The sequence below is a fragment of the Sorangium sp. So ce204 genome (genome assembly GCF_051526795.1).
GTDB classification, from domain to species: Bacteria; Myxococcota_A; Polyangia; order Polyangiales; family Polyangiaceae; genus Sorangium; species Sorangium cellulosum_B.
This window is the reverse complement of the sequence record NZ_CP150317.1, coordinates 8,487,830-8,510,399: the sequence shown is the minus strand read 5'-3', so window position 1 is coordinate 8,510,399 and position 22,570 is coordinate 8,487,830. Positions and strand designations below refer to the sequence as shown.

Below are 22,570 nucleotides of genomic sequence, written 5' to 3'. Positions count from 1 at the left end.
CGAAAATGCCTTTGATTGCCAGCGTGTGGAAAGGAACGTGAACGTTCAAGCGAGCGAAACGCGGACCGCTCGTGCTCTGCGAGGAACTCGGCGAAACGAGAGCCGGCGGGACCTGGCGGCGCCATGGCGGAGCGGTAGGGCGCGACCACGACCGCTCCTGCGGCGAGCGGCGGCTCGCAGCTCGGCAAGAGGCGGTTGCGGAGGTTTGATCCCATGATGCGCGACCAGGCTCCGCCCAACACAGAATTGGACCTGACGGCGCTTGGCGCCGCAGGTCAACTCAGCGTTCGGCCCGCACCCGCCACGGGCGACTGCGCGCCTCGTGATCCGAGCGCGGCGGCCGCACAAGGAGGCCGCCGCGGCGCGGCGCGCGTGGCTCGCCGGCCGCCCGCCGTCGCGCGGAGTCGCGAGCTCTCGCGCAGCCGCGCGCCGCTTCCACCGAGCGCGCTCGCGGCGCGCGCCCTCGGCGCAGGCGTGGTCTCCCCGGCGCTCCCGCCCGCGCCGCACCCAGGCCGAAGGCCCGCGCCGCAGCCCCTCGCAGGCGCTCCCGAAGCGGCCAACGCGCGCGCCGATGAGAACCTGGCGCGGCTCGCCGACTTCGTGCGGTGCCTCGCGCGGGGCGCGGAGCAGGTCAACCTGGTCTTCCCGGAGGAGAGCCCTGCCGTGGCGGAGCGCGATCGGCTGAGCGAGGCGCTCCTGCCGGAATGACGGAGGGGTTGCGGCGGGTCCGAAGCGCTAGCGCGCCGCGTTCTCGATCCGGCGCGGCGTCAGACCGGCGCGCCTGTCGGCTCGACCGGCGCAGGCTCGTCGGGCGCGGCGGCGCTGCCGCGGCGCTTCGGGCGGAGCCGCCGCAGGGCGCTGCGGAACGAGGTGGCGCTGAAGCGGCGCTTGCCGTATTACGAGGGGTATCTCGTGCCGTATATCCTCTATGGCATCAGAGCCATCGGCCTCGACGCGACCAAGGCGATCCTCGCTCCGCAGATGATCGACGAGTTCCGGGTCAACACCGGCCTCGACGTGGTCCCCGCGGACAAGATCGACGCCTATTACGACTTCCTCAGCTCGATCGGCGCGCAGTAACACCGCGTTGGCCAGGACGAGTTTGCCGTGGCAAACCGTCCCCCACCTCCCGTCTCCCTTCGGCGAGCGCGCCCCGACGGGATCGATGCCGCCGAGCGCACGCGAGCCGGGCGCAGACCGTCACCGCCGGTCCCGCGCGGCGCGGCCTGGTGATCCGGTCGGGGATGCCTGGTAAAGGTGGAGCAGGAGGCTCTCCCTGAAGATCTCTCGACGGCTTTCGCCCTTCACCTTGGCGCTGCTCGCGATCTCGTGTGGTCCTGCCGCCGGTCCGGCTCCAGCGGCGCCCGCGTCGGTCGCCATTCCTCCCGCCCCGCCGGAGGCGTCGGTGCGCGCCGAGGGCGGGCCCGCCGGCGGTCCCGTCGATCCGTCGGCCCCGCTGGTGTTGCCGGCCGCCGCGATCCCGCCTGCGCCCTGGATCGAGCCGCCCCTCGACGAGCAGGAACGCGAGCTGGCCGAGCGGGACCTGTTCCTCGAGCACCGCGAGATCGCCCTCGGCGCGCGCGTCGCGGTCTTCGCCGCACCTGGAGACGGCGCCGGCGCCGCAGGGCGAGCCGGCGGTGCGAGCGGCGCCGGCGCCCCGGGCGCAGCCGCTGTCGGCGCCTTCGCGGTCCACCAGGACCTCGGCGTCGTCGGCCCCTTGAAGCTGCCCGCGGGCTTCATCTGGGTTGGCGTCGCGGGCCAGCGGGACGACGCCCTCTACGCGGCGACGCCCGAGGGCGCGCTCCACCGCGCCGCCGACGTCCGCGCCGCGCTCCGGCCCGACGGCTTCGAGCTGCGCGGCAGCGTCCCCGGCGCGACGGCCTGGGACGCGGCCGGCGGCCTCATCGCGGCCGCGGCGGGGGAGCGCGTCAGCGTCTCCGCGGACGAGGGCCGCACCTTCACCTCGGCCGTCGTCGCGCCGGGCAAGCCGGTGCGCGCGGTGCTCGTGCGGCCCGACGGCGTGCTCGTCGCGCGCGTGCCCGCCGAGGCGCCCTCGCACGGGCGCCCGGCGCCGCCGGGGCGTGCGGCGCCTCCGGGCACGTTCGTCTCGTCGGATCGCGGGCAGACCTGGGCGCGGTCCACGTTCCAGCCGCGCACGCTCGAGCGCGCGGGCTCCTGGATCTGGAACGGCGATCGGGTCTGCCCCGCCGTGCTGAGCCGCGACGGCCGGGCGTGGACCCGGGCCGCTCCCGCCAACCTGTTGTACCGCCTGCCGCCCTTCGGCCTGGCGCTCAGCCTCTCCACCACGATCATCGCCCGGGAGGCCGGCGCTCGCCGTTCGGCCCTCGTCCCGCCGGCGCCCGAGCCGCCTGCGCGCGGCGCCGCGGCGGTCGGACGGGAGCCGCAGTGCAAGGACGTCGCCGGGCTCGGGCTCACCGGCACCGGGGAGGGCGGCGGCGGTCGTGGTGGCTGCGAAGGGGCGCTGTGCCTGCGCTTGGACTTCCGGCAGCCGCCGCCGACGCGCACGTGGCTCGCGGCGTTCGGCGACGGCCTCTGCGATCCGGCGCGCGTCCCGCCGGGCGGCGAAGTCCGGCCACGTCGCGTGACCGAATGCGCCGCGCACCTCGTGCGGCCGCCGACGTTCGCGGTCGTCGACCAGCGCGCGGGCGCCGTGACGCCCGTCGCGGCGCCGGAGGGGTGCGCGCAGCCGGTCGACCTGCGCAACGCGGCCGGCGTCGGCGTGCTCGTCTGCCGTGCCGCAGGCGGGGGCGCGGCGCTCTTCGTGCGGGGCGCGCAGGGCCCGTGGCGCGCCGAGGGGACCCACGCGATCCCGGCCGACGCGATCAAGCGGATCATCGCGGCGCCGGACGGCACGCTGCTCCTGCTCGAGCGGATGCGGCACGCGAGCGCCCCGCAGCGCGAGCCGCTGCAGGCGCTCGTGCGCAGCCCGCTGCCGCTGGGCGCGCCGCAGGCGTGGCGGCGCGTCGTGGTGCCGGACGGCGTCGCGGCGATGCCGGCTCCGGGCGGCGCGGCGCTCCTCGCGAGCTCGCCCGCGGCCTCGGCGGGCGGGCGCCTCGATGTGTCGCTGGATCGCCCGGGTCACCCGGTGCTCGCCCTGGCGCGCGGGGTCGAGGTGTCCCAGAATCTGATGCGGATCGAGGTGCACGACGGTCGCGTGCGGGTCGGCGTGCTTCCGAAGCCTGCGCCAGAGCTCCGGGGCGAGCCCTGGTACACGCGGGACGAGCGCTGGCATGTGCTGACCCACGGCGGCGAGCTCGTCCCGGAGGCGCCGCCGCCGGGGACGCCGGCCGACGCGCGCCGGTTCGGCCCCGCGGGGCGGTAGGAGGGCGCGCGTCCCCGCGGTCTCGCTCGGGGCGCCGCGGGCCTACGGCGCGTTGACGAACGGGTCGATGAAGTCGACGTAGCGGTCGACCGGTGTGTGCCAGCCGCTCGTGCACGGGTATCCCTCGCTCCCGCCGTACGACGTCACACCGACGATCGCTGCTTGGCGATATCGATGATCGCGGCGCGCACGAAGGCGCACGCGTCGTCTCCGTCGAGCGCGGCGGGCCAGAGCAGGTCCATGCCGCCGGCGGGGTGCGCGAAGGGAAAGGGCGCGCTGCGAAGGTGCGGCCGCTGCCGCACGAGCTGCGCCGCGAAGACGTCGGGCAAGGTCGCCACGAGCTGGCTGCCGTCGACGATGGCGCCGATCGCACTGAAGCTCGCGACCGACCAGCGGACACGTCGCTCGACGCCGAGCCTGTCCTCGACCGTGCCGCGGAGGTCGCCGTTGTACGAGACGATGACGTGCTCCTGCGCGAGGTACGTGCGCTTGCTGGGGCGCGCGCCGAGGCGCACGTGGCGCGGGTCGAACAGGCAGACGAAGTGGCCGCGGTTGAGCGGCGTGCGCAGGATGCCCCGGCGGATAGGAAACCATAGAGCTCTCGCCCGTGTCAAGCCCCGCGGGAACGGCGCCGGGCGAGCCGTCTATCGTATCGCGCATCAAACACCCGCTCGCCCCGTCGCAGGGCCCGCGCGCCGTGCATTGGGTGCAGCTCTGGCTCGACGACCGCGACGTGCGTTCGCCATGACGGGCTCGGGCCGGGTGCCCACCTACGCCGCGTCGAACCCGAACGCCATCGGTTCCCACGTTGGATCGCGCGCGGGTGCTGCCGTTCGGGGCTGCGAGGGCAAGTTCAGATGATCGAGGATGCGGCGCACCACCGCTGAGTCGGTGATCGTGGAAAGCACGCGCATCCTCCGTTCGCATCTCGGGCAGCGAAGCGCATCGAAGCCGAACGAACGCTTCATGAGCACGGCCCACTCGACGTAGCGCGACGTTGCGAACAACTCCCCTTCGAGCAGCCGCCCCCAGTGCAAGACCGAGATCAGGGTCGGCTCAACTCGCACCGTGGGCTCGGCATGCGCGAGCGACCTCGCTGAGAGCGCCGGCGGAGCGCACGGCGACGCGGGCGCGGGCGATGCGGGCGCGGGCGCGGCGGGCAGAGGCGCGAACACGCCATGGTATCTCACAAGCGGGATCTTCGGCGGAGGAATCAAAGCCGCGAGCCGGGCCATGAACTCCATTGGCCACCTCGCTGACATCGTCCTTTGAAGGCGGCGGCGCATCGTGGAAGCGCACGCCCATGGCGGTCTTCTCGAAAACGCCGTCGATTGCCAGCGAGTGAAAATGGACGTGAACATTCAAGCTCGAGCCGAATCTCTGAGGGAACCCGACCGAGCCCGTCCGTGCGCCGGCGATGCTCGCGAGCCGCGTGGTCACGCGGGCGATCTCCTCCGCGAAGATGCGCTCCATCGCCGCGAGGACGTCGGACCTTTTGGCCGCAAGCGCACGCAGCTCAAACGGAAGCCGCGAGGTGCTCCTGAACAAGGCCATACAACACGGTCTGATGCGGTTCGCGAGGCGCGTAGGCGTGCGGCGCTGGCCGCGAGGTCCTTGGACGCGCCGACAGCGGCCGAGACTCCGCTTGGGTGAGCATCCCGGCGGCTGCGAGCGAAACACGGGCCGCTCGTGCTCCGCGGGGAATTCAGCGGGACGAAAGCCGGCGGGACCTGGCGGCGCCATGGCGGAGAGGTACGGCGCGACCACGACCGCTGCTGCGGCGAGCGGCGGCTCTCAGCCCGGCAAGAGGCGGCTCTGGGATGTCTGATCCCATGATGCGCGACCAGGCACCGCCCAACACAGAATTGGACCTGACGGCGCTTCGCGCCGCAGATCAATTCAACGTTGGGCGGCTTCCCCCCAAGCGGGCTTCGAGAGCGGGCGCGATCACGCCACCTTCAAGAACTCAGGCGGCGCGAGGATCCCGCGGCGCCGGAGCGGCTCCGGACCCTCCTGCTCGCAGAGCTGCCGAAGCCGCGGCATCGTTCGCGCGGCCTTCACCAGGCAGACAGGGGTGGGTGCCGCCTCGACCGTGCTCGTCCAGGGCGGGGGGGCCTGCCCGGCGCGCGCCGCCAGGAGCTCGGCGACACCGGCCGCGACACCGAGGGCGACCGGATCGAGGTCGGTCGGCGCCGGGATCGACGCCCATAGGATGCCCTGTCGGAGGCTGTCCGCGACCCACTGCCGGGCCACGAGCGCGTCGAACGACAGAAGGGCACGCACCAGGTCACGCAGATCCATGCTCGGCCTCCCAGAGATCACAGAAGGCATAGTACGCCTTCATCTCGCGTCCGGGAACAAGGTGGGGCTCGACGAGCCGCCACACCTCGTCCCGATCGGCGGAGAGCTTCGCGAGAAGGAGGCGCGCGTCGTCGATGTCCACGTCGTCCCGCCACGCGGACAGCTTCATGGCGAGGAGCTGGTGGGGCGCCAGCGCGCGCACCAGAAGCGCCGGCTCGTCGACAAGGACCTCGCCGAGCGCGAGGCCGTGGACATACCCCTTCGCGGCGTCGTTCAGCCAGTCGTCGGGGAGACCGAGGGAGTCCGCGACTCGCTGGACGGCCTTGCGGACGAGCGCCGGATCGATGCGGCTCAGGATCAGGGCATCGACGTCCTTCGTGGCCTCGCGGGCGCCCTACAGCAACACGACGGCCGCACCGCCGACGACCACGATCTCGCAGCGCGTAGACATGTCCGCGAGCTCGTCGGCGAGCGCCACGAGAGCGCGGCGGATGTCGTCACGCGAGAGCATGTCGCCATGCTACCGCGCTGCGCCGCGGAGCGCACGCTGCGACGTCCTCAAGGAGGTCGGTGCCGGCTGCGCCGGCGGCTCCGGCTGCCCTCGTTCACCACCATCTGCGCGAGCGGGGCCGCGAGCGCGTGGTGGAGGGTCCCACCTCATCGTTGCCCTTTCGGCCGCGCCCGCTCGGCGTACGCTCGTCCGCACCTGCCCCCCCCCGCGACCATGCCGCCCAACCAGCCGCTGCTGCTGACGATCGCGCACAGGCGCGCCTTAAGCACTTTAGGTAGTTCCGACGCGGGATGCGACCGTGAACGGAATATGAACGAGATCGCTCGGCGCCACGCTAAACGGAGTGAAGATGAAGATCGAACGGTCACGAAACGTCGGAGCCGAAAATTGCGAAGAGTGTAGGGACCGCGAACCATGGGACAAGACCATCGCTGCCGTCGCGCGCCAATTGGCTGCACACGGCGTGACTTGGCCCGCGTTCGTCATCATGCACGGGCACGACCGTCGGTGCGCGGAAGCGCTGGGCGCGGAGAACTTCGATCGCAGTCACTACATTGTTGCGGTTGATGAAGAAGGCAAGAAAGCAAAGGACGCCTCCGTGTTCGACCGGAAGGACGGGAGCTTCGTCGGGGTGACCAGCGTCATCAACGGCAGTGCCTTCCACCGAGGACGATCTTCGTGTGAGCGCTGCTCTCGATAGTCGCGTTGAGCATGGGCGGCGGCTGGGGTGGCGGAATGCGGCGAGGTTCTTCGTGACCGATGCCTGTCGCAGCGCAACGGTTCTCTGCGCCGCCCAACTCAGCGATGGAGACCGACGCGGTGGGCTGGCGAGCGAAGCTAGCCTGCCCACCGCGCGGCTCATCGCCAGTCGTTGGGCGGGCAGGCGTGAGCCGAGGCAGGTATGGCTCCAGCGGAGTACGGCTTCCCAGGCGTCTGCCCCTGGAGGGCTCGCGCGGACGGGCCCGTCTCGACGATCGAGGATGCGCGCTCGAGCCCGGATGGGCTCGTCTCGACGACCAGCAGGCCGCCCACTCTCTGAACGGTCCTGATCCTCCCGACTTTTCTGATCAATACGAGGACGTGCGCGGGGCGACCTGGGCGCGCGTGCCTGGGCCTGGTATGCTCCAGGTGCGTCGGCGGGAGCGCGCCTTCGCTAGGAGCCGCCCGTGAAACCGCGCGTCTATGTCGAAACCTCGATCTTGAGCTATCTGACCGCGCTGCCAAGCCGAGATGTCATCCAGGCCGCCCGCCAGCAGGTCACGATCGGCTGGTGGGCGCGGCGAGACGAGTTCGAGCTGTTCCTCTCCGACCCGGTGCTGACCGAAGCGCGCCGGGGCGACCCCGCGGCAGCTGCTCGGCGGCTCGGGGCAGCCGCGGGGATCGCTGTCCTGTCAGGAGCCGAGGAAGCGGAGACGCTTGCCGCGGCCCTCATCAAGCAGGCAGCCATGCCCGCAAAGGCAATCGTCGACGCCGCGCACGTGGCCATAGCGACCGTTCATGGCCTCGATTTTCTGCTGACATGGAACTTTACGCATATTGCGAATGCTACGATGCGGCCACGCATAGAGTCGTGTGTAGAGACAGTGGGTTTCGACCGCCCGTCATCTGCACACCAGACGAGCTGCCGCCACAGGAGGAGAAATGATTCGCGATGCCATCGTCGATGAAGTTCGCGCAATTCGCGACGAAATTGCGAAGGAATGTGGCTATGACGTTCACGAGCTGTTCAAGGCGTTTCGACGCCTTGAAGCAGGCCGCGCCACAGACCACGTTTCGATCGTTCCGCGTAGCGGTGGCCCGGAGGCCGCCCAACAAGGCAATGCAGCGGACGAGGCGCAGGCGACGACGCCCGCACCTCGCCGCTGATTGCCAAGGCGTCGTTCGGCCTGCGCCCGCCACGGGCGACTGCGCGCCTCGTGATCCGAGCGCGGCGGCCGCACAAGGAGGCCGCCGCGGCGCGGCGCGCATGGCTCGCCGGCCGCCCGCCGTCGCGCGGAGTCGCGAGCCCTCGCGCAGCGGCGCGCCGCTTTCACCGAGCGCGCCCGCGGCGCGCGCCCTCGGCGCAGGCGCGGTCTCCCCGCCGCTCCCGCCCGCGCCGCGCCCAGGCCGAAGACCGGCGCCGCAGCCCCTCGCTGGCGCTCCCGAAACGGCCAGCGCGCGCCGATGAGAACCTGGTGCGGCTCGGCGGCTTCGCGCGGTGCCAGGTGCGGGGCGCGGATCAGATTAACCTGGTCTTCCCGGAGGAGAGCCCGGCCCTGGCGGAGCGCGACCGGCTGGGCGAGGCGCTCCTGCCAGCAGGACGGTGGGGTTGCGGCGGGTCCGCAGCGCTAGCGCGCCGCGTTCTCGATCCGGCGCGGCGTCAGACCGGCGCGCCGTTTGGCTCGGGCGGCGCCGGCTCGACCGGCGCCGGCTCGGGCGGCGCCGGCTCGTCGGGCGCGGCGGCGCTGCCGCGGCGCTTCGGGCGGAGCCGCCGCAGGGCGCTGCGGAACGAGGTGGCGCTGAAGCGGCGCTTGACCTCGGGCATGTCCCAGCAGGCGTTGACGCCGGCGGCGCGCGCCTCGTTCCCGAGCAGCGTGGCGTACGTCACGATGGAGTTGCGGAGCACCATCGCCTCTTCCCGGTTGCGCAACCCGAGGATGCCGAGCAGGTCGCGCCCGCTCACCTCGTCGAGCAGCGCGCTGCCTTCGCGCAGGAAGTCCTCGGTGAGGCCGACGGGCGCAAGGCGGGCCTGGTGCTGCTGGGCGAGGCCGTCGTCTGCCCTCCGCGCCCGTGCGCGGGGTTGGGACAGCCGCTACCCGAGCCCTGGCCCAACGCGCCCGCGCCCCGCCCGCCCTTGCTCGCGCTGTCGCCCCGTTGCCGCCCTTGCCCCCACCAAGGCCGCCGCTGCCGCCGCCGCCCATGATGAAGACGCCGGGGTTCATGCCGGGGATGGCGGGGATGTTCGGGACCGGAGCTGTGCGCGCCATGACGCATGCTCGCGGCGCAAAACACGCGGCGTCAACGTGGCTGTGGTGGTGCACGTGAGGCAGTCGTGACGCGCCGGTCGTCCGAACGTCCGTGGCGGCACGACGAGCAGGTTGCAACGCGTGCGCCTTGTGGGCGGAAGTACAAGCATAGTATTAGGGGCCACGTTTACCGCGCTGGGTGCCGCCGGTGCGACGGTGAGGTTCTGTCGAATTGGGCGAGGCGAACCGTGGCCACTTCTCTCTTGCGGACGTGTTTATCTCACGCGGCGGCGATCGCCGTGGTCCTCGCGTCCTTCCACCTGCGCGCCGCAGAGCCCCCGCCGAGGTCGAGGGAGCTGGATGCGCTGCACCAGCAGGCCGAGGCCGCCATGAAGAACCTCGACATGGTGGAGGCTCGGCGCCTCTGGGCACGCATCCACCACCTCGATCCTTCGATCATGGCGCTCTGCCAGCTCGGGGTGGTGGATACCCGTCTCGGTCGCTGGGACGTCGCCGCGGAGGAGCTCTCGGAGTGCGCCGCGCGGATGCCGCCGCCGAAGAACGACCTTGAGCGTCGCCGCTGGGAGGTCCGGCACGCCGACCTCGCGCGGGTGCTCCAGGAAGTGGGCGTACTCAACCTCTTCACGGCCCCCGGGGTCGTTCCGGAGCGGATCCTCGTGGATGGCCGCAAGGTCGAACGCGCCGATCGGGTCTATGTGCTGCCAGGCCGGCACGAGATCGTCGCCATGGCGCACGACGGGCGCCTCGCCCGTGTGAGCGTGGCGGCGAAGGCCGCCGAGTCCCAGGGCGTGCCGATCGTGTTCGAGCCGATCGAGCACCAGCTCGCGCGGCCCGCCGGTGCCGTGCGGGGCCCGCTCGCGCCGACGCGGGAGGCCTTGGCAGGATCGGCCCCGCCCGGCGTGAAGCCGTGGGTCGTCGCCAGCGGCGCCACCGCCGCGGTGGGCCTGCTCGTGACGGGCATCGGGCTCCACGTCGCGGCCAACAGCGCGGAGGCCGAGCGGCTGGCGGCGTTGTGCCAGCTGAGGTCAGAAGGCGATGGTGCTGGGGCACCTGCGCCGCGCGAAGGCGTGAGCACCATGAGCCACCTGGGAACGGCGTTGCTCACGGCCGGCGCGCTGCTGGGCGTCGCTACGCTGGTCTACGTCGTCGTCGCAGACGACACCCAAGTGCGGCCGCGACCCGGCGGCGCGGAGGTCAAGGTGACATGGTGACGGGGCGCGATCCGCGGCACAGGACAGGCCACCGAGGTCGCTGCGCGCTGCCTCTGCATGGGCTCCGTGCTGGCGCTGATGCTGCCGCCTGCGCCGGACCAGGTCGACAGGAGCCGCGATCGTCTACGCTCTGGCTGGAGGTTCTAGAGATGCGACTTGCTGCATTGTTCGCGCTTGCATCGCCCGTGCTCCTCGCCTGTTACGACGTGCCGGAGCTCTCCGACGAACCGCATACAGGCTGCCCGGCGGTCTGGCTCTGGGAAGGACCGCAAGACGATGCGCCGGCATGTCCCGAAGAGCGTGACACGTTGTGGGAGGGATGGAAGGGGGCGATCGTGCCGCAGGCGTGTGGCGCGTGTGAATGCGGTCCTGCCGCGTGCGTGCTCCCGTCCTCGGTGACGACACACGCGTCCGTGTGCCCCGGGACCCAGGATTCGATGACCCTTGATGCCGGCGCGGGGTGGGACGGCACCTGCACGCCGGCCGGCGCGCCGATCCCGGGGGAGGCGTTTGCCTCGGTGACCTTCGAGGCGCCGTCGCTGGGAGCGTGCACGCCCTCTCCGGCGCCCGAGCCGCTGCCGGTCGTCGCGACGTTCGCGAAGGCCTGCGCCGGCTACATCGGTCAGCCGCCCGAGGGCTATGACCTCTGCGTCCGGACGAAGAAGGATGGCTCGTGCTGGGACGGCTACCCGGAGAAGCGCGAGTTTACCGAAGAGCTCGTCGATCACCGCTCGTGCTCTGCCTGCGAGTGTGGTTCGCCGGAAGGAGGGAAGTGCAGCGCTGATGTCTTCCTGTATGGGGACGCCGCGTGCAGCGAGCAGATCGTGGCCTCGGAAGGCACCGGTCATGGAGCGGCGCGGTGCAGCGACGTCAGCTCGCCGTCGGCGGTGGTCGCCATGCGCGCCGAGCTGACGGAGGCGGAGCCGGGCTCCTGCACGCCGAGCGTGTCCAGGGTCACCGGCACGGTGGAGAAGGGCGAGATGCACATCGTGTGCTGTGCGCCGCGCCGCTCGCCGACCAACCAGACCCTGTCGTATACCTGTCCACGGTTCTAGTCCGGAATCTGCCATGTACAAGACCGTCCTTGCCCTTGGGATTGTGTCGCTGACCGCATCGCCCGGATGCGGTTCCAACGGTTCGGACATCGCCGGGAAGGCGATCGTCACGATCAAGGGCGAAACGCTCACGTTGGATACTGGTAACGACGGAAGACGCGTGGTGAATGAGGACGATGACTGGGGGACGTTCTGCGGCGTAGACAACGGAGCGCAAAGAGTATTATTGATGCATCCGAGCCGGTACGCCAGATTCGAATGGATACGGGTGTCAGCCATACCGGATGACATCAATGTGTACGCCCGGCTCGACGGCGATGAGTACGACGCCGTCTGCCATGTGACGCACACGATCACGTCGGAGGAGCCTTACGAGGCCGATTTCTCCGTGGAGCCGTGCGGGCTGAAGCGCGTCTTTGACGACGCGCCCGCGCGCCTGGAATCGGCCTTCTTCCATGTGACGTCGTGTGAAGATGACGGCCCGGGGGGATGAACGGCCTGCGTGCCTGCGCCCGGCGCGAAGGCTCCGCGCGGAGCCTGCCGCACCTCGGCACGTCCTGATGAATCGGCGCGACGAGCTGCTCGCCGCTGGAGCCGATCGCTGTCTGTCGCGGCTTGAAACGGTACGCCGCTGGATGTCGCGCGCTTGCGCCACGGCGTCCGTGCCTGCACCATGGCGGCGCCGGATGCCGTCCTGCGACGCCTCGCACCCGCGATGCGGCTTGGCAGCGTTGTCTGGGCGGTGAGAGGGGTTGCGGCGGGTCCGCAGCGCTAGCGCGCCGCGTTCTCGATTCGGCGCGGCTTCAGACCGGCGCGCCTGTCGGCTCGACCGGCGCCGGCTCGGGCGGCGCCGGCTCGTCCGGCGCGGCGGCGCTGCCGCGGCGCTTCGGGCGGAGCCGCCGCAGGGCGCTGCGGAACGAGGTGGCGCTGAAGCGGCGCTTGACGTCGGGAATGTCCCAGCAGGCGTTGATGCCGGCGGCGCGCGCCTCGTTCCCGAGCAGCGTGGCATACGTCACGATGGAGTTGCGGAGCACCATCGCCTCTTCCCGGTTGCGCAACCCGAGGATGCCGAGCAGGTCGCGGCCGCTCACCTCGTCGAGCAGCGTGCTGCCTTCGCGCAGGAAGTCCTCGGTGAGGCCGACGGGCGCAAGGCGGGCCTGGTGCTGCTGGGCGAGCCGGAGCAGCATGGCGAGATCGCTTGTCTCCTCGGTGAGCGTGCCGCTCGTGTTCACGTCGGCGAACTGCTCGGCGACGTCCGGCTCGAACGCGAACGCCTGGTCGGCGAACGCCTTGAGGCGCGCGCGCCAGGGCCGGCTCGCCTTGATCACCTGGTCGATGGGCCGCACCTGATACGCGCCGGTGCGCTTGCCCTCGCCGAACCAGAGGTTCGCCGTGTCGAGGAGCTGGATCGCGCCGCGGAGCAGCGCGCGACGCTCGGGGCCATAGGCCTTGCTCGCGAGCTGCGCCTCGTACTGGACGACGGCCAGATAGAGGTCCCGGAGCTCCGTGACGGTGGTCGAGACGGGTTGGCTCGGCTCCATGACCTCGCGGACGATGCGGTCCATCTCGGGACGCGCGGTATCGAGGAGGGCCTGGAACTCCGCGGGGGTACCGACCGCGCGGGTCTCCTTCAGGACAGCGTGTTGTTCTTGTGAGAGTTCGATTCCCATAACCTACCTCCAGTGGGGGTGGCGAGCAGGCGAGCGTAACACCAGCGCAGCGTTTGGCAGGGCCCGGACGGGCTCCGCCGTCCTGGGAGCACGTTGTCGACGCCTGGGAGCTGCGCCGGCGCACCCGGGACGCGTCCCTGCAGGCCGGGGCGCGAACCCAGCAGAGCGTGGAACGCACCCAGCGGGCCGGGGCGCGAACCCAGCAGAGCGTGGAACGCACCCAGCGGGCCGGGGCGCGAACCCAGCAGAGCGTGGAACGCGCCCAGCGGGCCGGAGAGCGCTGCCAGCGTCGCCAAGACGGCCCGGAATCGTGGCAGCAGGTCCGGGGAGCGGTACCAGCAGGTCCGGGGAGCGGTACCAGCAAGTCCGGGGAGCGGTACCAGCAGGTCCGGGGAGCGGTACCAGCAAGTCCGGGGAGCGGTACCAGCGGGTCCGAGGAGCGGTACCAGCAAGTCCGGGGAGCGGTACCAGCGGGTCCGGGGAGCGGTACCAGCAGGTCCGAGGAAGCGTACCAGCGGGTCCGAGGAGCGGTACCAGCGGGCGCTGGCACGCGTCCCGGGGTTGCTGGGGGAGCCGCCGGCAGGTGCTGGCACGGCGCCGGGCGACGCGGCGCGAACAGGGCAGAGCGCGCTTCGCTTCCGGCTCGGAGGTGACGCGTCCCCCCTGGCCCGAGCTCGGCGCGTTGCCGGCAAGGGATCGAGGCGAGCTGGGCGGCGCCTTCTCCGCAACAGCGCAGGCGCGGAGGTCGAGCTGGGCGTCGGCTATCTCGGCGCGGGCACCGTTCACATGGTCGGGCTCGCCGCCGAGGGCTGAGCGGCCGGCGTCGGCGGCACGGGCGCGCCGCGGGGCGCTCCTCGGCCAGGGATGAGCTCCTCCAGGGACAACCACGGCAGCCGAGCTACCGGGCGTGAAGCCCCTACGTTTCGCAACGATCTTGGGCGGCGCGGCTTTCGGGCAGCCGCGCGTGCCGTCATTTCCGCCGCCGTTCTCCTCGCCGGCGAGCTCACCGCCATGGAGGTGGACGCCGGCACGCGGGGCCGCCGTCTATGTTCAACTGGCTAGTTTGTGGTCACCGGCACGCCCTTGGTCCGGCCGCGCGTTCGCGCGTCAGCGCGCCGGAGTCACGACTCAGCGCGCGCCTCGTTCTACGGATGCGACAACAGGACTTCCGCAGCCTGATGGGGAGCAATCCCGACGAGGCGCGCAGGGCGCTCGAGTCGCTCCTCGACGGGCACGCTTCCGGGGTTCGCGTTTCTTGGGAGGGCGGGGAGCCGGTGGATACGGGCTTCCCGAAGCTGATGCACCACGCTTTCGGGTTCACGTTCTCCCAGAGGATGGAGCAGCTCATCGACGAGGAGATCCAGAAGCTCGTGGATGAGAAGAAGGCGCGTGCTGCGGAGGGTTCCCCCGGTTGACGCCCCTCCCGGGGCACCATGCTCCGAGAGCGGGCGTGACCGCGAGTGTCTCGATCGCCTTGGTCTGATGGCGGGGGCTACACCGGACTGTAGAAAGCGAAGCCGTCGCGTTCCAGCAGATCGGGGAGTTGATAGGCGAACAGATCGCCATAGAAATAGCTGTACCGGTGTTCCGGAAGCCCGGTATCCCCACGGGCGAAACCGAGGGCAAAATACCTTGCCTCATGCCTCGCCGCCGACCCGGCTCGTTGTAGATGCAAGCAAGTACGACGGGCTCTCCGTCATCGCACGGAGGCTGACACACCCGAATGTCGGCCAGCTGAAGGATGCGGTTAACCGTGGTAAGCACCACACCAGCCGCTGCATCGAAGCTGTTAGCGATCGGCGTCCCGAAGGCGAAGCCCCCGCTCGACAACCAGGCCAGGGGGTCCGGATCGGGCAGCATGAGCGTCATCGGGGGGGGCCGACGACCGCAGCCGAGCATACGGCATACACGGTCGAGCTGTGCCCCCCTGTTGACGCGCAAGCTACGCGCTTGACGCTCCGCGTCCCTCCTGCTCCGTGCGCAAGAGGTCCTCAATCCTCGAGGTTATGCTCACCAGGCTCGGCAGCCGGTGAGCGCAGGCACCTGGGGCGATGCCGTCGTGAACCTCGCCGAGCGCAACCCCGGACCGAAAGGTACGCGCCTGCACGGGTTCGCGGGCGCGGCGCCAAAGACATTGACCCGCGACCTCAACGGGCCGACAGATCGTCATCGAGATGTCGCCAAAACTTCTCCAGATTGCAAAATTCGTCCCCCGGCGAGGTTGGCGGGTCGGCATCCTTTGCGCGGTCTCGAGGCGCGGTCTCGAGCCTTCTGTCGCACAACGGATCGAGCTCGACGACGGACGGCAACGACCCGCCGGCGCCCGATTGCCCCGGCGGATCCGGCGGTCGAGTGGGCCCTGCCGGGTCAGGCCGGCATCTCCACCGTCCACGTGAAGCTTGCCATGCCGATCTCACGTGCCAGTGAGCCTCGCCGGCTCACGGCGCAACGGATAGCCCGACGCAACAACCACAGGAAAGCGAAGACCATGACAAGCGCTTATCATCCCTGGATGCTCCCCCTCACCCTCGCGCTGCTCTCGCCCATGCTCGGCTGCTCCGGCTCGGACGAGGGCGTCCTGGACGACGGAGCGACCAGTTCGTCGTCGGCCTCGGGCGGCGGCGCGACCTCCGGCGGCGGCGCGACGTCCGGCGGCGGCGGCGCGGCCTCCGGCGGCGGTGCGGCCTCCGGCGGCGACGGCGCGGCCTCCGGCGGCGGCGGCGACGCCGCGACCTCCGGCGGCGGCGTGACCACCGGCGGCGGGACGACCGAGAAGTTCAGCTTCTTCGTGACGAGCCTCAAAGCCATGCGGGAGCTGTCGGGCTCCGAGGACGGCTTCGGGGGCGACCTCCGCTTCGGGGAGACGGGGCCGGGCGCCGGTCTCCGCGGCGCGGACAAGATCTGCGCGACGATCGCCGAGAAGAGCCTCCCGGGCGCGGGCAGCAAGGGGTGGCGCGCGTTCCTGAGCGCCACGGCAGGAGAGGACGGCAAGCAGGTCAATGCGATCGATCGCATCGGCGAGGGGCCCTGGTACGACCGGCTCGGCCGGCTGGTCGCGAACAGCAAAGAGGAGCTGCCGAGCACGCGTCCCAGCGGGGCCGACGAGGCGATCATCAACGATCTGCCCAACGAGGACGGCGTCCCCAACCACCAGGCCGATCCGAGCCAGCCCGCGGTGGACAACCACGACACCCTGACGGGAAGCGACAGGCAAGGGCGGCTCGTCGGCCCGACGGCGACGTGCAACGACTGGACGAGCGCGATAGGCGACAGTGCCTCCGGGAAACCGCGCGTCGGACACTCGTGGCCGAGGAACTTCGGCGCAGCGATGAGCGGGTCCCAGTGGATATCGTCCCACGACGCGCCGGGGTGCGCGCCGGGCGTCTACCTCGTGGAGGAGGGCCCGCCCCAGGACGACTCGCCCACCGTCGGGTCCGGCGGCGGTTACGGCGGGCTCTACTGCTTCGCGCTGACGCCCTGACGCCGGCCCGCCGGCGCGCTCCGCCCCCCGATCAGCCCATCCGCCTCAGGAGGATTCATGTACGAAGGAACTCGCATCACGTCGATGCTCGCGCTCGCCCCGGTCGAAACGTGGATTTCGCGCCCAGGGGGCACGAGCGAGCCGAAGGTGCCGTGCGAGCGCCCGAACTCGCGCCGGCGCACCTTGGAGGTGCTCGGCGTGTGCCTTCGTTTGGTCATAGCAACCCGGACGGGTCGCCACGCCGAGCCTTTTTTTCAAGGCGTTCCTTTTACTGCGCCGGATTTCTCACGCCCCGGATCGGACTTTTAGGCGCGAAATCCACGTTCAGTACGGCCTCTGATTCTGGTGTCTGGTCGACCGTGCATGAAGGGGCGGAGCAGAGAATGAAAGCTGTTGTGATGGTGGTGGTGATTGCTCGCATGTCGCGTCTGTTGCGTATTGCGATCGGTGTGCCGAGCTCATGTGTGCTTCCCTGAGGCGTGTCGCATCTCTTCCGAACTGGAAACCAAAGGCTTTGGGCATGAACAGGTCACGTCGGGAACCGTCCGCTTGGTTCTCACCGCGGCTCCCACCAGCCTCTTTCCACGTCGACCGCCCTTCCTCTTTCTGCTCCGCAGGAAGTCGGCCCGCTCTGCGCTGGCGTCTGCGCAGCGTGCATGGCGCCCGTGCCAGGAAGGCGGCCGCGGCGTCGAGGTCACCTCGCAATCAACAGCCTCTCCTCCGCCTCCGCCACAGCGCCACCGCCCCGACCAGCGCCGCGCCCAGCGCCGCGCCCGCGCCCGCGCCTCGAGCGCCGGACGCGCGCCGCGGCTCGGCGCCCGCGGCCTCGCACGCGCAGCCTCCGCCCAGCTGGAGGATGAGCGGGGCCTGCTGCGGGCCTTCGCACAGGTCCACCGTGAGCGGCCGCGGCGCCGTCCGCACGACCCCTTGCCTGAGCGGCGTCTCGAGGTTGCCCGTGTTCTGGTTGTCGTGATGGAGGCTCTCCCAGGCGATGAGCGCGCCCGTCGTCGCCTCGGTGTGCCAGGCGAAGAGCCAGCCGTCGCGGGTGCCCACCGCGATCTCCAGCGTGCCGTCGCCGTCGAGGTCGCCCACGGCGGGCGTCGTGGTGATCGACTGGCCGGTGAACTTCGGGAACCCGCGCGGCTCCCGGCCGCACCCGTCGAAGGCGTGGAGGAAGTAGCCGCTCGATCCGCTCAGCACCTCGGGGTAGCCGTCGCCGTTCAGATCGACGACCGCCTGGCTGCCCGAGATCGCGTAGTCCTCGAGCACGAACGGGGCGCGAGGCAGCATCGCGCCCGACCTGCCGCTCCAGACGGCGAGCAGGTGAGGCCCCGGCTGCGTCGCCCCCTGCGCGCCCGCGAGGGCGAGCGCGGCCGCCTTCGAGGCGCCCGCGGCGATGACGTCGGGGGTGCCGTCCTGATCGATGTCGCCGAGCGCAGGCTGCGACAGCAGCGGGATCATCGTCCGGGCGCCGGCGGCGGGCGACAGGGGGCCGAACGTCGGGTCGAGCCCGGCCGGCGAGCCGCCGCTCGCCCGCGGCAGCGCGCCCGCCGGCGTCGCCAGGAGCTCGCGCTGCTCGCCGGGTGAGGCCGGGAGGACGAGCGGCGGCGCGCCGTTGCCCTGGACGACGCCCGCCAGCGCGCCGTCGAACCGCCCGACGACGCCCGAGGCCGTGATCCCCTCCGCGGCGAGCGGGGCGAACGAGCGCGACGGCACCGTGATGGGCCACCCCGCGAGCACGGGCCCGGAGGGCGCGGTCGTGCCCCGCCCATCGATCACGTACACCGCCCCGGCCTCGCCCTCCTCGCCGAGCCGCTCGCTCGACGCGACCAGCAGATCCGGCAGCGCGTCGCCGTTGAAGTCGGCCACGGCGGGCGTCGCGAGGAGGCGGCTCCGCGCCGGCTCCTCGGCGAGCGGACCCGCGTAGTGCACCTCGACGGGAAAGCCGCGCAGCGCGTTGCCATCCCTGTCGAACGCGTGGACCGTGCCGTCGAACGCCGCCTGGATCACGTCGAGCCGCCCGTCGCCGTCGAGATCGGCGAGGACCGGCGAGGCGAAGGCCCCGCGCGCGATCCGCGCGGCCGCCGACATGCACGGCGCGCTCGCCGGAGCCCCGGGATCGAGGGGGCAAGAGGGGATCTCGGGCAGGCGTATCGGCCACCCCCGTCGGTCGCTGCCGTTCGCGCCGATGACGTAGATCGTGCCCGGCCAGGTGGAGATCGCGATCTCCTGCCTGCCGTCGCCGTCGAGGTCCGCGATGGCGGGCGCGCTCAGGATCGGCTCGCGGCCGAGCTCGCTGTTCACCTTGCTGTACGCCGGGGCGCCGAGGTAATCGGGCGTGGCCGGGGACGCCGGCGGATCGAGCAGGCCGTCGATGGCGTCGGTCATGAACGGGAACCCCGGCAGCGGCTGCGGCCCCTTGGGCGTCACCTTCAGCACGTGCAGCGCGCCGCCGGCCGTCGGGTAGACGAGCTCGCGGACGCCGTCGCCGTCGATGTCGGCCATCTTCGGGCTGCCCTCGCCGCTGTCGCCGATGCGGACGGGGAAGCCCTGGACCAGCGTCGGATCGCTGTCGACGTGGATCGTGCGCCGCGCCTCGCTCTCCACGTCGCCAGTGGCGTAGCGGGCCCTCGCGCGGACGCGCACCGTGATCGCGCGATCGTCCTCGCCGTGCGGGCTGTCGGGGTCGCGGAGGTGGGACGTGTCGATCGTGCGCACGTCGAGCGAGGCGAGCGGGCCCTCGGCGCCCGTGACGACCGTCGGCGCGACGTTCGTCTCCTTGTGGATCACCTTGAACTCCGCCGCGAGCGGCTGCGCGCCTGCCGCCCACTCGACCCAGTAGTCGTAGGCCATCGCCCGCTTCGCCGAGATGGTGCCCTCGATCGGCACCGGGCCCTGGACCTGATCCTTGTAAGCGACCTCGAACCACCGCGGCGACGTGATGTCGACGGCGGGCGGCACGCGCCCCTCGAGGAGCGCCTCCACGGCGCGGTTCGCGTTGACGCGGCCGTGGCCGAACCGCTGGTCGAACCCCGCCTGCGAGAAGCGGTACAGCGACCCGGGCTCCAGCGACTCCGGCACGGCGATGTCGTCGGCGGTCGCGACGAGCAGGCCCTGCACCTCCCCCGGGGACAGGGACACGCCGCGGTCGAGGGCGACGGCGTAGAGCAGCCCCGCGACGCCGGCGAGCTCGGCGGTCGCGTCGCTCGCGCAGCCGGGGCTCGACACGGCGAGCACGTTGTTGCCGCCGAAGCTCGAGCACGGCGACGCGTCGATGAACGTGGTCGACGTCGCGACGCTCTGGCCGTCGTGGCGGACGGCGCTCACGGGCAGCGCGTGGTTGCTCGTCGCCGGCACGCTGTGGTGGCGCGAGCCCTCGTTGCCCATCGACGCGACGACGAGCGTGCCCTGGGCGTGGGCGTAGTCGAGCGCCGCCTGGACGAAGCCGGTGTTGTCGACCGCGGTCACCGGGCACTGCACGACGTTGGCCCGGCTGTCGGCCGCGTAGAGCAGCGCCTTCGCGAGATCCTGCGCGTCGGCGACGTGGCTCTCGCCGACCCGCAGCGGGATGAGCCTGCACTGCGGGCACACGCCCGCCCCGCCCAGCTGGTTGTTCGTCTGCGCGGCCGACGTCTTCGCGCCCTCGGTGCCGTGGCCGTTGCGGGCGTCGTCGAACGGATCGTTGTCGTTCTTGAAGAAGTCCCAGCCCGCGATGTCGTCGACGTAGCCGTTCTGATCGTCGTCGCTCCCGTCCGAGAAGTTGAGGATGAGGTCGCCGGCGTCGAGCTGGCCGTTCCCGTTCCGATCGCCGTGCGGCCGCCCCTCCGACGCCGCGGGCGTGAGCTCCGGCGTGTCCCTGTAGTCCGCGACGGAGAAGACCCCGTCGCCGTTGCAGTCGAAGCCCGCGAGCGCGCCGTCGCCGCCGCACGCCGCGCCGTCCGCGTGCCGCGGCTTGTGGGCCGCGAGCTCGCCCTGGTTGAGCCACACCTTCTCCAGGAGATCCCCCTCTCCCCAGAAGATCCCGGAGTCGGCGACGGCGATCCTGACGCGCGGGTCCCCCTGGGTGAAGCGCCAGGCGAGATCGATCGCCATGCCGGCGGCGGACTCCTCCGGCCGGACGTACCCGCTCGGGGCCGGGATGAACGAGTAGAAGGCCCACTGCCCGCTCTGCGTGACCGACGTGCCGTAGTCCGGGTCGTTCGGCCAGTGCTCGGGCTCGGCCATGTCCGCTGCGCTGGCCCACTCGGGCGGGGGCCATCCGCCGGACGCGTCGGATGGAACGAGCACGCCCGCCGTGGCGCCGCCGAGCGCCCCCAGAAGAGCAAGCGAGGGAAAGCAAGTGCAGCGCATGCCGAGACCCTACCATCGGTTCGCGCGCGCGAGGCAACCGCCGCCTCCAGCAGGAAACCGGCGCTTTCACCGCGCCCGGGCCCGGATCGCGGCGGCCTCCGCGCCGCGCGCGATCCGACACCGCCGCGGCGCTGCGGCGTTGCGACGTTTACCGCGCGCAGGCCGCCGGCGTCGGGTGCTCGGCGCAGTACGCGCTGTCGTCCGGCGGGCCGATGCGCAGCACGACGCTCTGCGACGCGAGGCGCGGCCGCGCGCCGCAGACGTCGGCGGTCTCGGCCTCCGACGGCGCGCACACGCCGGCCTCGTTGGGCACGGTCCAGGCCTGACCGGTGCCGTAGATGAGGCTGAGCGCGTAGCTCCCCTCGGGCAGGCAGCCGAACGCGACCTCGATGGTGCGGCCGAACTGCCGGCTCAGCGCTGCCTCGACCCGGGCCACGTCCCGCTCCGCGATGATGTCGTTGCCTTCCTTGTCGGTCCTGTGGCTGAGCACGAGCACGCCCCCCCGCTCCGGCTCGGTCGGGTGCATGCACAGCGCGGCGGGCCGGACGCCGATGAGCGCGCTGTCCCGCGGCTCGTTCAGCGGCTCCGGGCCGAGCGTGGCCGTGGTCACGAGATCGTCGTAAATCGTGAGCCCCTGGAGGAGCACCGCGGGCGCGGCCTGGCTGGTCAGCGGCTCCTCGTCGTCCTGCTTCGCGAACACCGAGATCGGGAAGAGCGCCGGGATCAGGGCCGAGTCGGGGACATGATCGTCGCCGTCGATCGCCCCGTCGCCGTTCACGTCCTGCCGCGCGTAGGTGAGGGTCGGCGCGGGCTCGCCGCCCACCGGCAGCGAGAGCGGGGGCTTCGCCGCGCGCGCGACCTCGCTGTCCGGCACCCCCGCGGCGAGCCGCAGGCGCAGCAGCGACGCCTCGGTGCCGGCGGGATCGGCCGGGCTGAACGTCTCCAGCTGGAAGTCGGAGGCCATGACCACCTCGCTCGGGCTCTGCGTGACGCCGGACGCCGGCGCGAGCACCTCGGCGACGTGGAAGAGCGGTCGCTCCAGCGGGAGCGGGAGGCCGAGGGTGACGGCGATGCCGCTGACGCGTGTGCCCGTCTCGGGGATGGGGGCGGCGATCGTGATCGCGCGGTACCGCGGGGCGGCGCCCTGGAGCACCTCGGTCGCGTTCTCGATCGCGCCGCCGGCCACGTCGCCCCGGGTCGGCAGGTTGGTGATACCGAAGGTGGGGTCGAAATTGCCGTCGTGGTCGTAAAATCCGCGGACCTGGTAGGTGCCGGCGGCCAGGGGCGAGAGCCTCCAGGGGACGCTCACGGTGACGGGCGGCTCGTCCGGCTCGGGGCAGTGGAGCGCGCCGTCCTCGGAGCGATCGAGCGCGGCGCCGAGGCCTCCGAAGAGCTCGTCGCCGGGGATCACGTCGATGCTCGCGGCCGAGGTGCCGAGCCCCTCGGGCGGCGGTAGCAGGCGCGTGTCGAAGCCGAGCACGATCGCGGCGCCGACGACGTGGCCGTCCTTCGTGCAGGGCCGGGGTCCGGCGTACGTCACCGTGCCGTCGAGCACCCCGGCGGGGCCGCTCTGGTCCGGGAGCGGGACGAAGACCTCCACGTCGTCGCAGGCCGGGAGGGCCGCGAGGAGCGCGCCGAGCAGGAGGAGACCGGTGCGGGGGCTGGGTCGGAGCATGGCCTTG

The 22,570-nt window shown here is 71.8% G+C and carries 19 protein-coding genes and 1 pseudogene; 11 read left to right on the top strand and 9 right to left on the bottom strand.

Going from position 1 to position 22,570, the window contains the following annotated elements; translation table 11 throughout:
• Positions 1-372 precede the first annotated feature (372 nt).
• The 3 genes from WMF22_RS31655 (at position 373) to WMF22_RS31645 (ending at position 3,343) form a co-directional block, all read left to right on the top strand.
• On the top strand, positions 373-708 hold the full coding sequence (locus tag WMF22_RS31655) for a hypothetical protein (protein WP_437990211.1): 336 nt from the start codon (positions 373-375) through the stop codon (positions 706-708).
• A 162-nt stretch (positions 709-870) separates the two neighbouring features.
• Positions 871-1,080 carry a hypothetical protein gene (locus WMF22_RS31650; RefSeq protein ID WP_438032194.1) on the top strand — a complete coding sequence of 70 codons (210 nt, stop codon included), beginning with the start codon at positions 871-873 and terminating at the stop codon, positions 1,078-1,080.
• Positions 1,081-1,309: 229 nt separating this feature from the next.
• On the top strand, positions 1,310-3,343 hold the full coding sequence (locus WMF22_RS31645; RefSeq protein ID WP_438032193.1) for a hypothetical protein: 2,034 nt from the start codon (positions 1,310-1,312) through the stop codon (positions 3,341-3,343).
• A 143-nt stretch (positions 3,344-3,486) separates the two neighbouring features.
• Here the strand turns inward: WMF22_RS31645 and WMF22_RS31640 are convergent, their stop codons facing one another.
• From WMF22_RS31640 to WMF22_RS31620, 5 genes and pseudogenes are all read right to left on the bottom strand, one after another.
• The gene (locus WMF22_RS31640; protein ID WP_438032192.1) at positions 3,487-3,957 is read right to left on the bottom strand and encodes a LysR substrate-binding domain-containing protein; all 471 of its coding nucleotides are present in this window, start codon (positions 3,955-3,957) and stop codon (positions 3,487-3,489) included.
• A gap of 156 nt (positions 3,958-4,113) precedes the next feature.
• Positions 4,114-4,410 (bottom strand): hypothetical protein, encoded by a 297-nt coding sequence (locus WMF22_RS31635; RefSeq protein ID WP_437836020.1) that lies wholly within the window; start codon positions 4,408-4,410, stop codon positions 4,114-4,116.
• A 250-nt stretch (positions 4,411-4,660) separates the two neighbouring features.
• A pseudogene (locus tag WMF22_RS31630) lies at positions 4,661-4,816 on the bottom strand (transposase); the annotation flags it as partial.
• 474 nt (positions 4,817-5,290) lie between these two features.
• Positions 5,291-5,644 carry a hypothetical protein gene (locus tag WMF22_RS31625; protein WP_129347919.1) on the bottom strand — a complete coding sequence of 118 codons (354 nt, stop codon included), beginning with the start codon at positions 5,642-5,644 and terminating at the stop codon, positions 5,291-5,293.
• Entirely contained in the window at positions 5,631-5,846 is a 216-nt protein-coding gene (locus WMF22_RS31620) for a hypothetical protein (protein WP_438032191.1), read from the bottom strand. The genes WMF22_RS31625 and WMF22_RS31620 overlap by 14 nt, the downstream gene beginning before the upstream one ends.
• A gap of 652 nt (positions 5,847-6,498) precedes the next feature.
• Here WMF22_RS31620 and WMF22_RS31615 point away from each other — a divergent pair.
• The 3 genes from WMF22_RS31615 to WMF22_RS31605 all read left to right on the top strand — a co-directional run bounded on the left by WMF22_RS31615 (position 6,499) and on the right by WMF22_RS31605 (position 8,021).
• A complete protein-coding gene (locus WMF22_RS31615) occupies positions 6,499-6,855 on the top strand; it encodes a hypothetical protein (protein WP_438032190.1) in 357 nt (118 codons plus the stop codon).
• Positions 6,856-7,321: 466 nt separating this feature from the next.
• A complete protein-coding gene (locus WMF22_RS31610) occupies positions 7,322-7,822 on the top strand; it encodes a type II toxin-antitoxin system VapC family toxin (protein ID WP_438032189.1) in 501 nt (166 codons plus the stop codon).
• Positions 7,797-8,021 carry a hypothetical protein gene (locus WMF22_RS31605; protein ID WP_438032188.1) on the top strand — a complete coding sequence of 75 codons (225 nt, stop codon included), beginning with the start codon at positions 7,797-7,799 and terminating at the stop codon, positions 8,019-8,021. The genes WMF22_RS31610 and WMF22_RS31605 overlap by 26 nt, the downstream gene beginning before the upstream one ends.
• Before the next feature lie 493 nt (positions 8,022-8,514).
• Here WMF22_RS31605 and WMF22_RS31600 read toward each other — a convergent pair whose 3' ends face one another.
• Complete coding sequence (locus tag WMF22_RS31600; RefSeq protein WP_438032187.1) at positions 8,515-8,817, bottom strand: hypothetical protein; 303 nt, start codon at positions 8,815-8,817, stop codon at positions 8,515-8,517.
• A 531-nt stretch (positions 8,818-9,348) separates the two neighbouring features.
• On the opposite strand from WMF22_RS31600, the gene WMF22_RS31595 reads away from it, so the two are divergent.
• The 3 genes from WMF22_RS31595 (at position 9,349) to WMF22_RS31585 (ending at position 11,880) form a co-directional block, all read left to right on the top strand.
• Positions 9,349-10,332, top strand: a complete 984-nt coding sequence (locus WMF22_RS31595) for a hypothetical protein (RefSeq protein WP_438032186.1) — start codon at positions 9,349-9,351, stop codon at positions 10,330-10,332.
• Positions 10,333-10,769: 437 nt separating this feature from the next.
• Entirely contained in the window at positions 10,770-11,387 is a 618-nt protein-coding gene (locus WMF22_RS31590) for a hypothetical protein (protein ID WP_438032185.1), read from the top strand.
• A 13-nt stretch (positions 11,388-11,400) separates the two neighbouring features.
• Positions 11,401-11,880 carry a hypothetical protein gene (locus WMF22_RS31585; protein ID WP_438032184.1) on the top strand — a complete coding sequence of 160 codons (480 nt, stop codon included), beginning with the start codon at positions 11,401-11,403 and terminating at the stop codon, positions 11,878-11,880.
• A gap of 310 nt (positions 11,881-12,190) precedes the next feature.
• Here WMF22_RS31585 and WMF22_RS31580 read toward each other — a convergent pair whose 3' ends face one another.
• Positions 12,191-13,057 (bottom strand): hypothetical protein, encoded by an 867-nt coding sequence (locus WMF22_RS31580; RefSeq protein ID WP_438032183.1) that lies wholly within the window; start codon positions 13,055-13,057, stop codon positions 12,191-12,193.
• Positions 13,058-14,208: 1,151 nt separating this feature from the next.
• On the opposite strand from WMF22_RS31580, the gene WMF22_RS31575 reads away from it, so the two are divergent.
• A complete protein-coding gene (locus WMF22_RS31575; protein WP_438032182.1) occupies positions 14,209-14,472 on the top strand; it encodes a hypothetical protein in 264 nt (87 codons plus the stop codon).
• A 1,097-nt stretch (positions 14,473-15,569) separates the two neighbouring features.
• Positions 15,570-16,538 (top strand): hypothetical protein, encoded by a 969-nt coding sequence (locus WMF22_RS31570; protein ID WP_438032181.1) that lies wholly within the window; start codon positions 15,570-15,572, stop codon positions 16,536-16,538.
• A gap of 705 nt (positions 16,539-17,243) precedes the next feature.
• Here WMF22_RS31570 and WMF22_RS31565 read toward each other — a convergent pair.
• A complete protein-coding gene (locus WMF22_RS31565) occupies positions 17,244-20,888 on the bottom strand; it encodes an FG-GAP-like repeat-containing protein (protein ID WP_438032180.1) in 3,645 nt (1,214 codons plus the stop codon).
• A gap of 148 nt (positions 20,889-21,036) precedes the next feature.
• Positions 21,037-22,563 (bottom strand): hypothetical protein, encoded by a 1,527-nt coding sequence (locus tag WMF22_RS31560; RefSeq protein WP_437293710.1) that lies wholly within the window; start codon positions 22,561-22,563, stop codon positions 21,037-21,039.
• Positions 22,564-22,570: the final 7 nt, after the last annotated feature.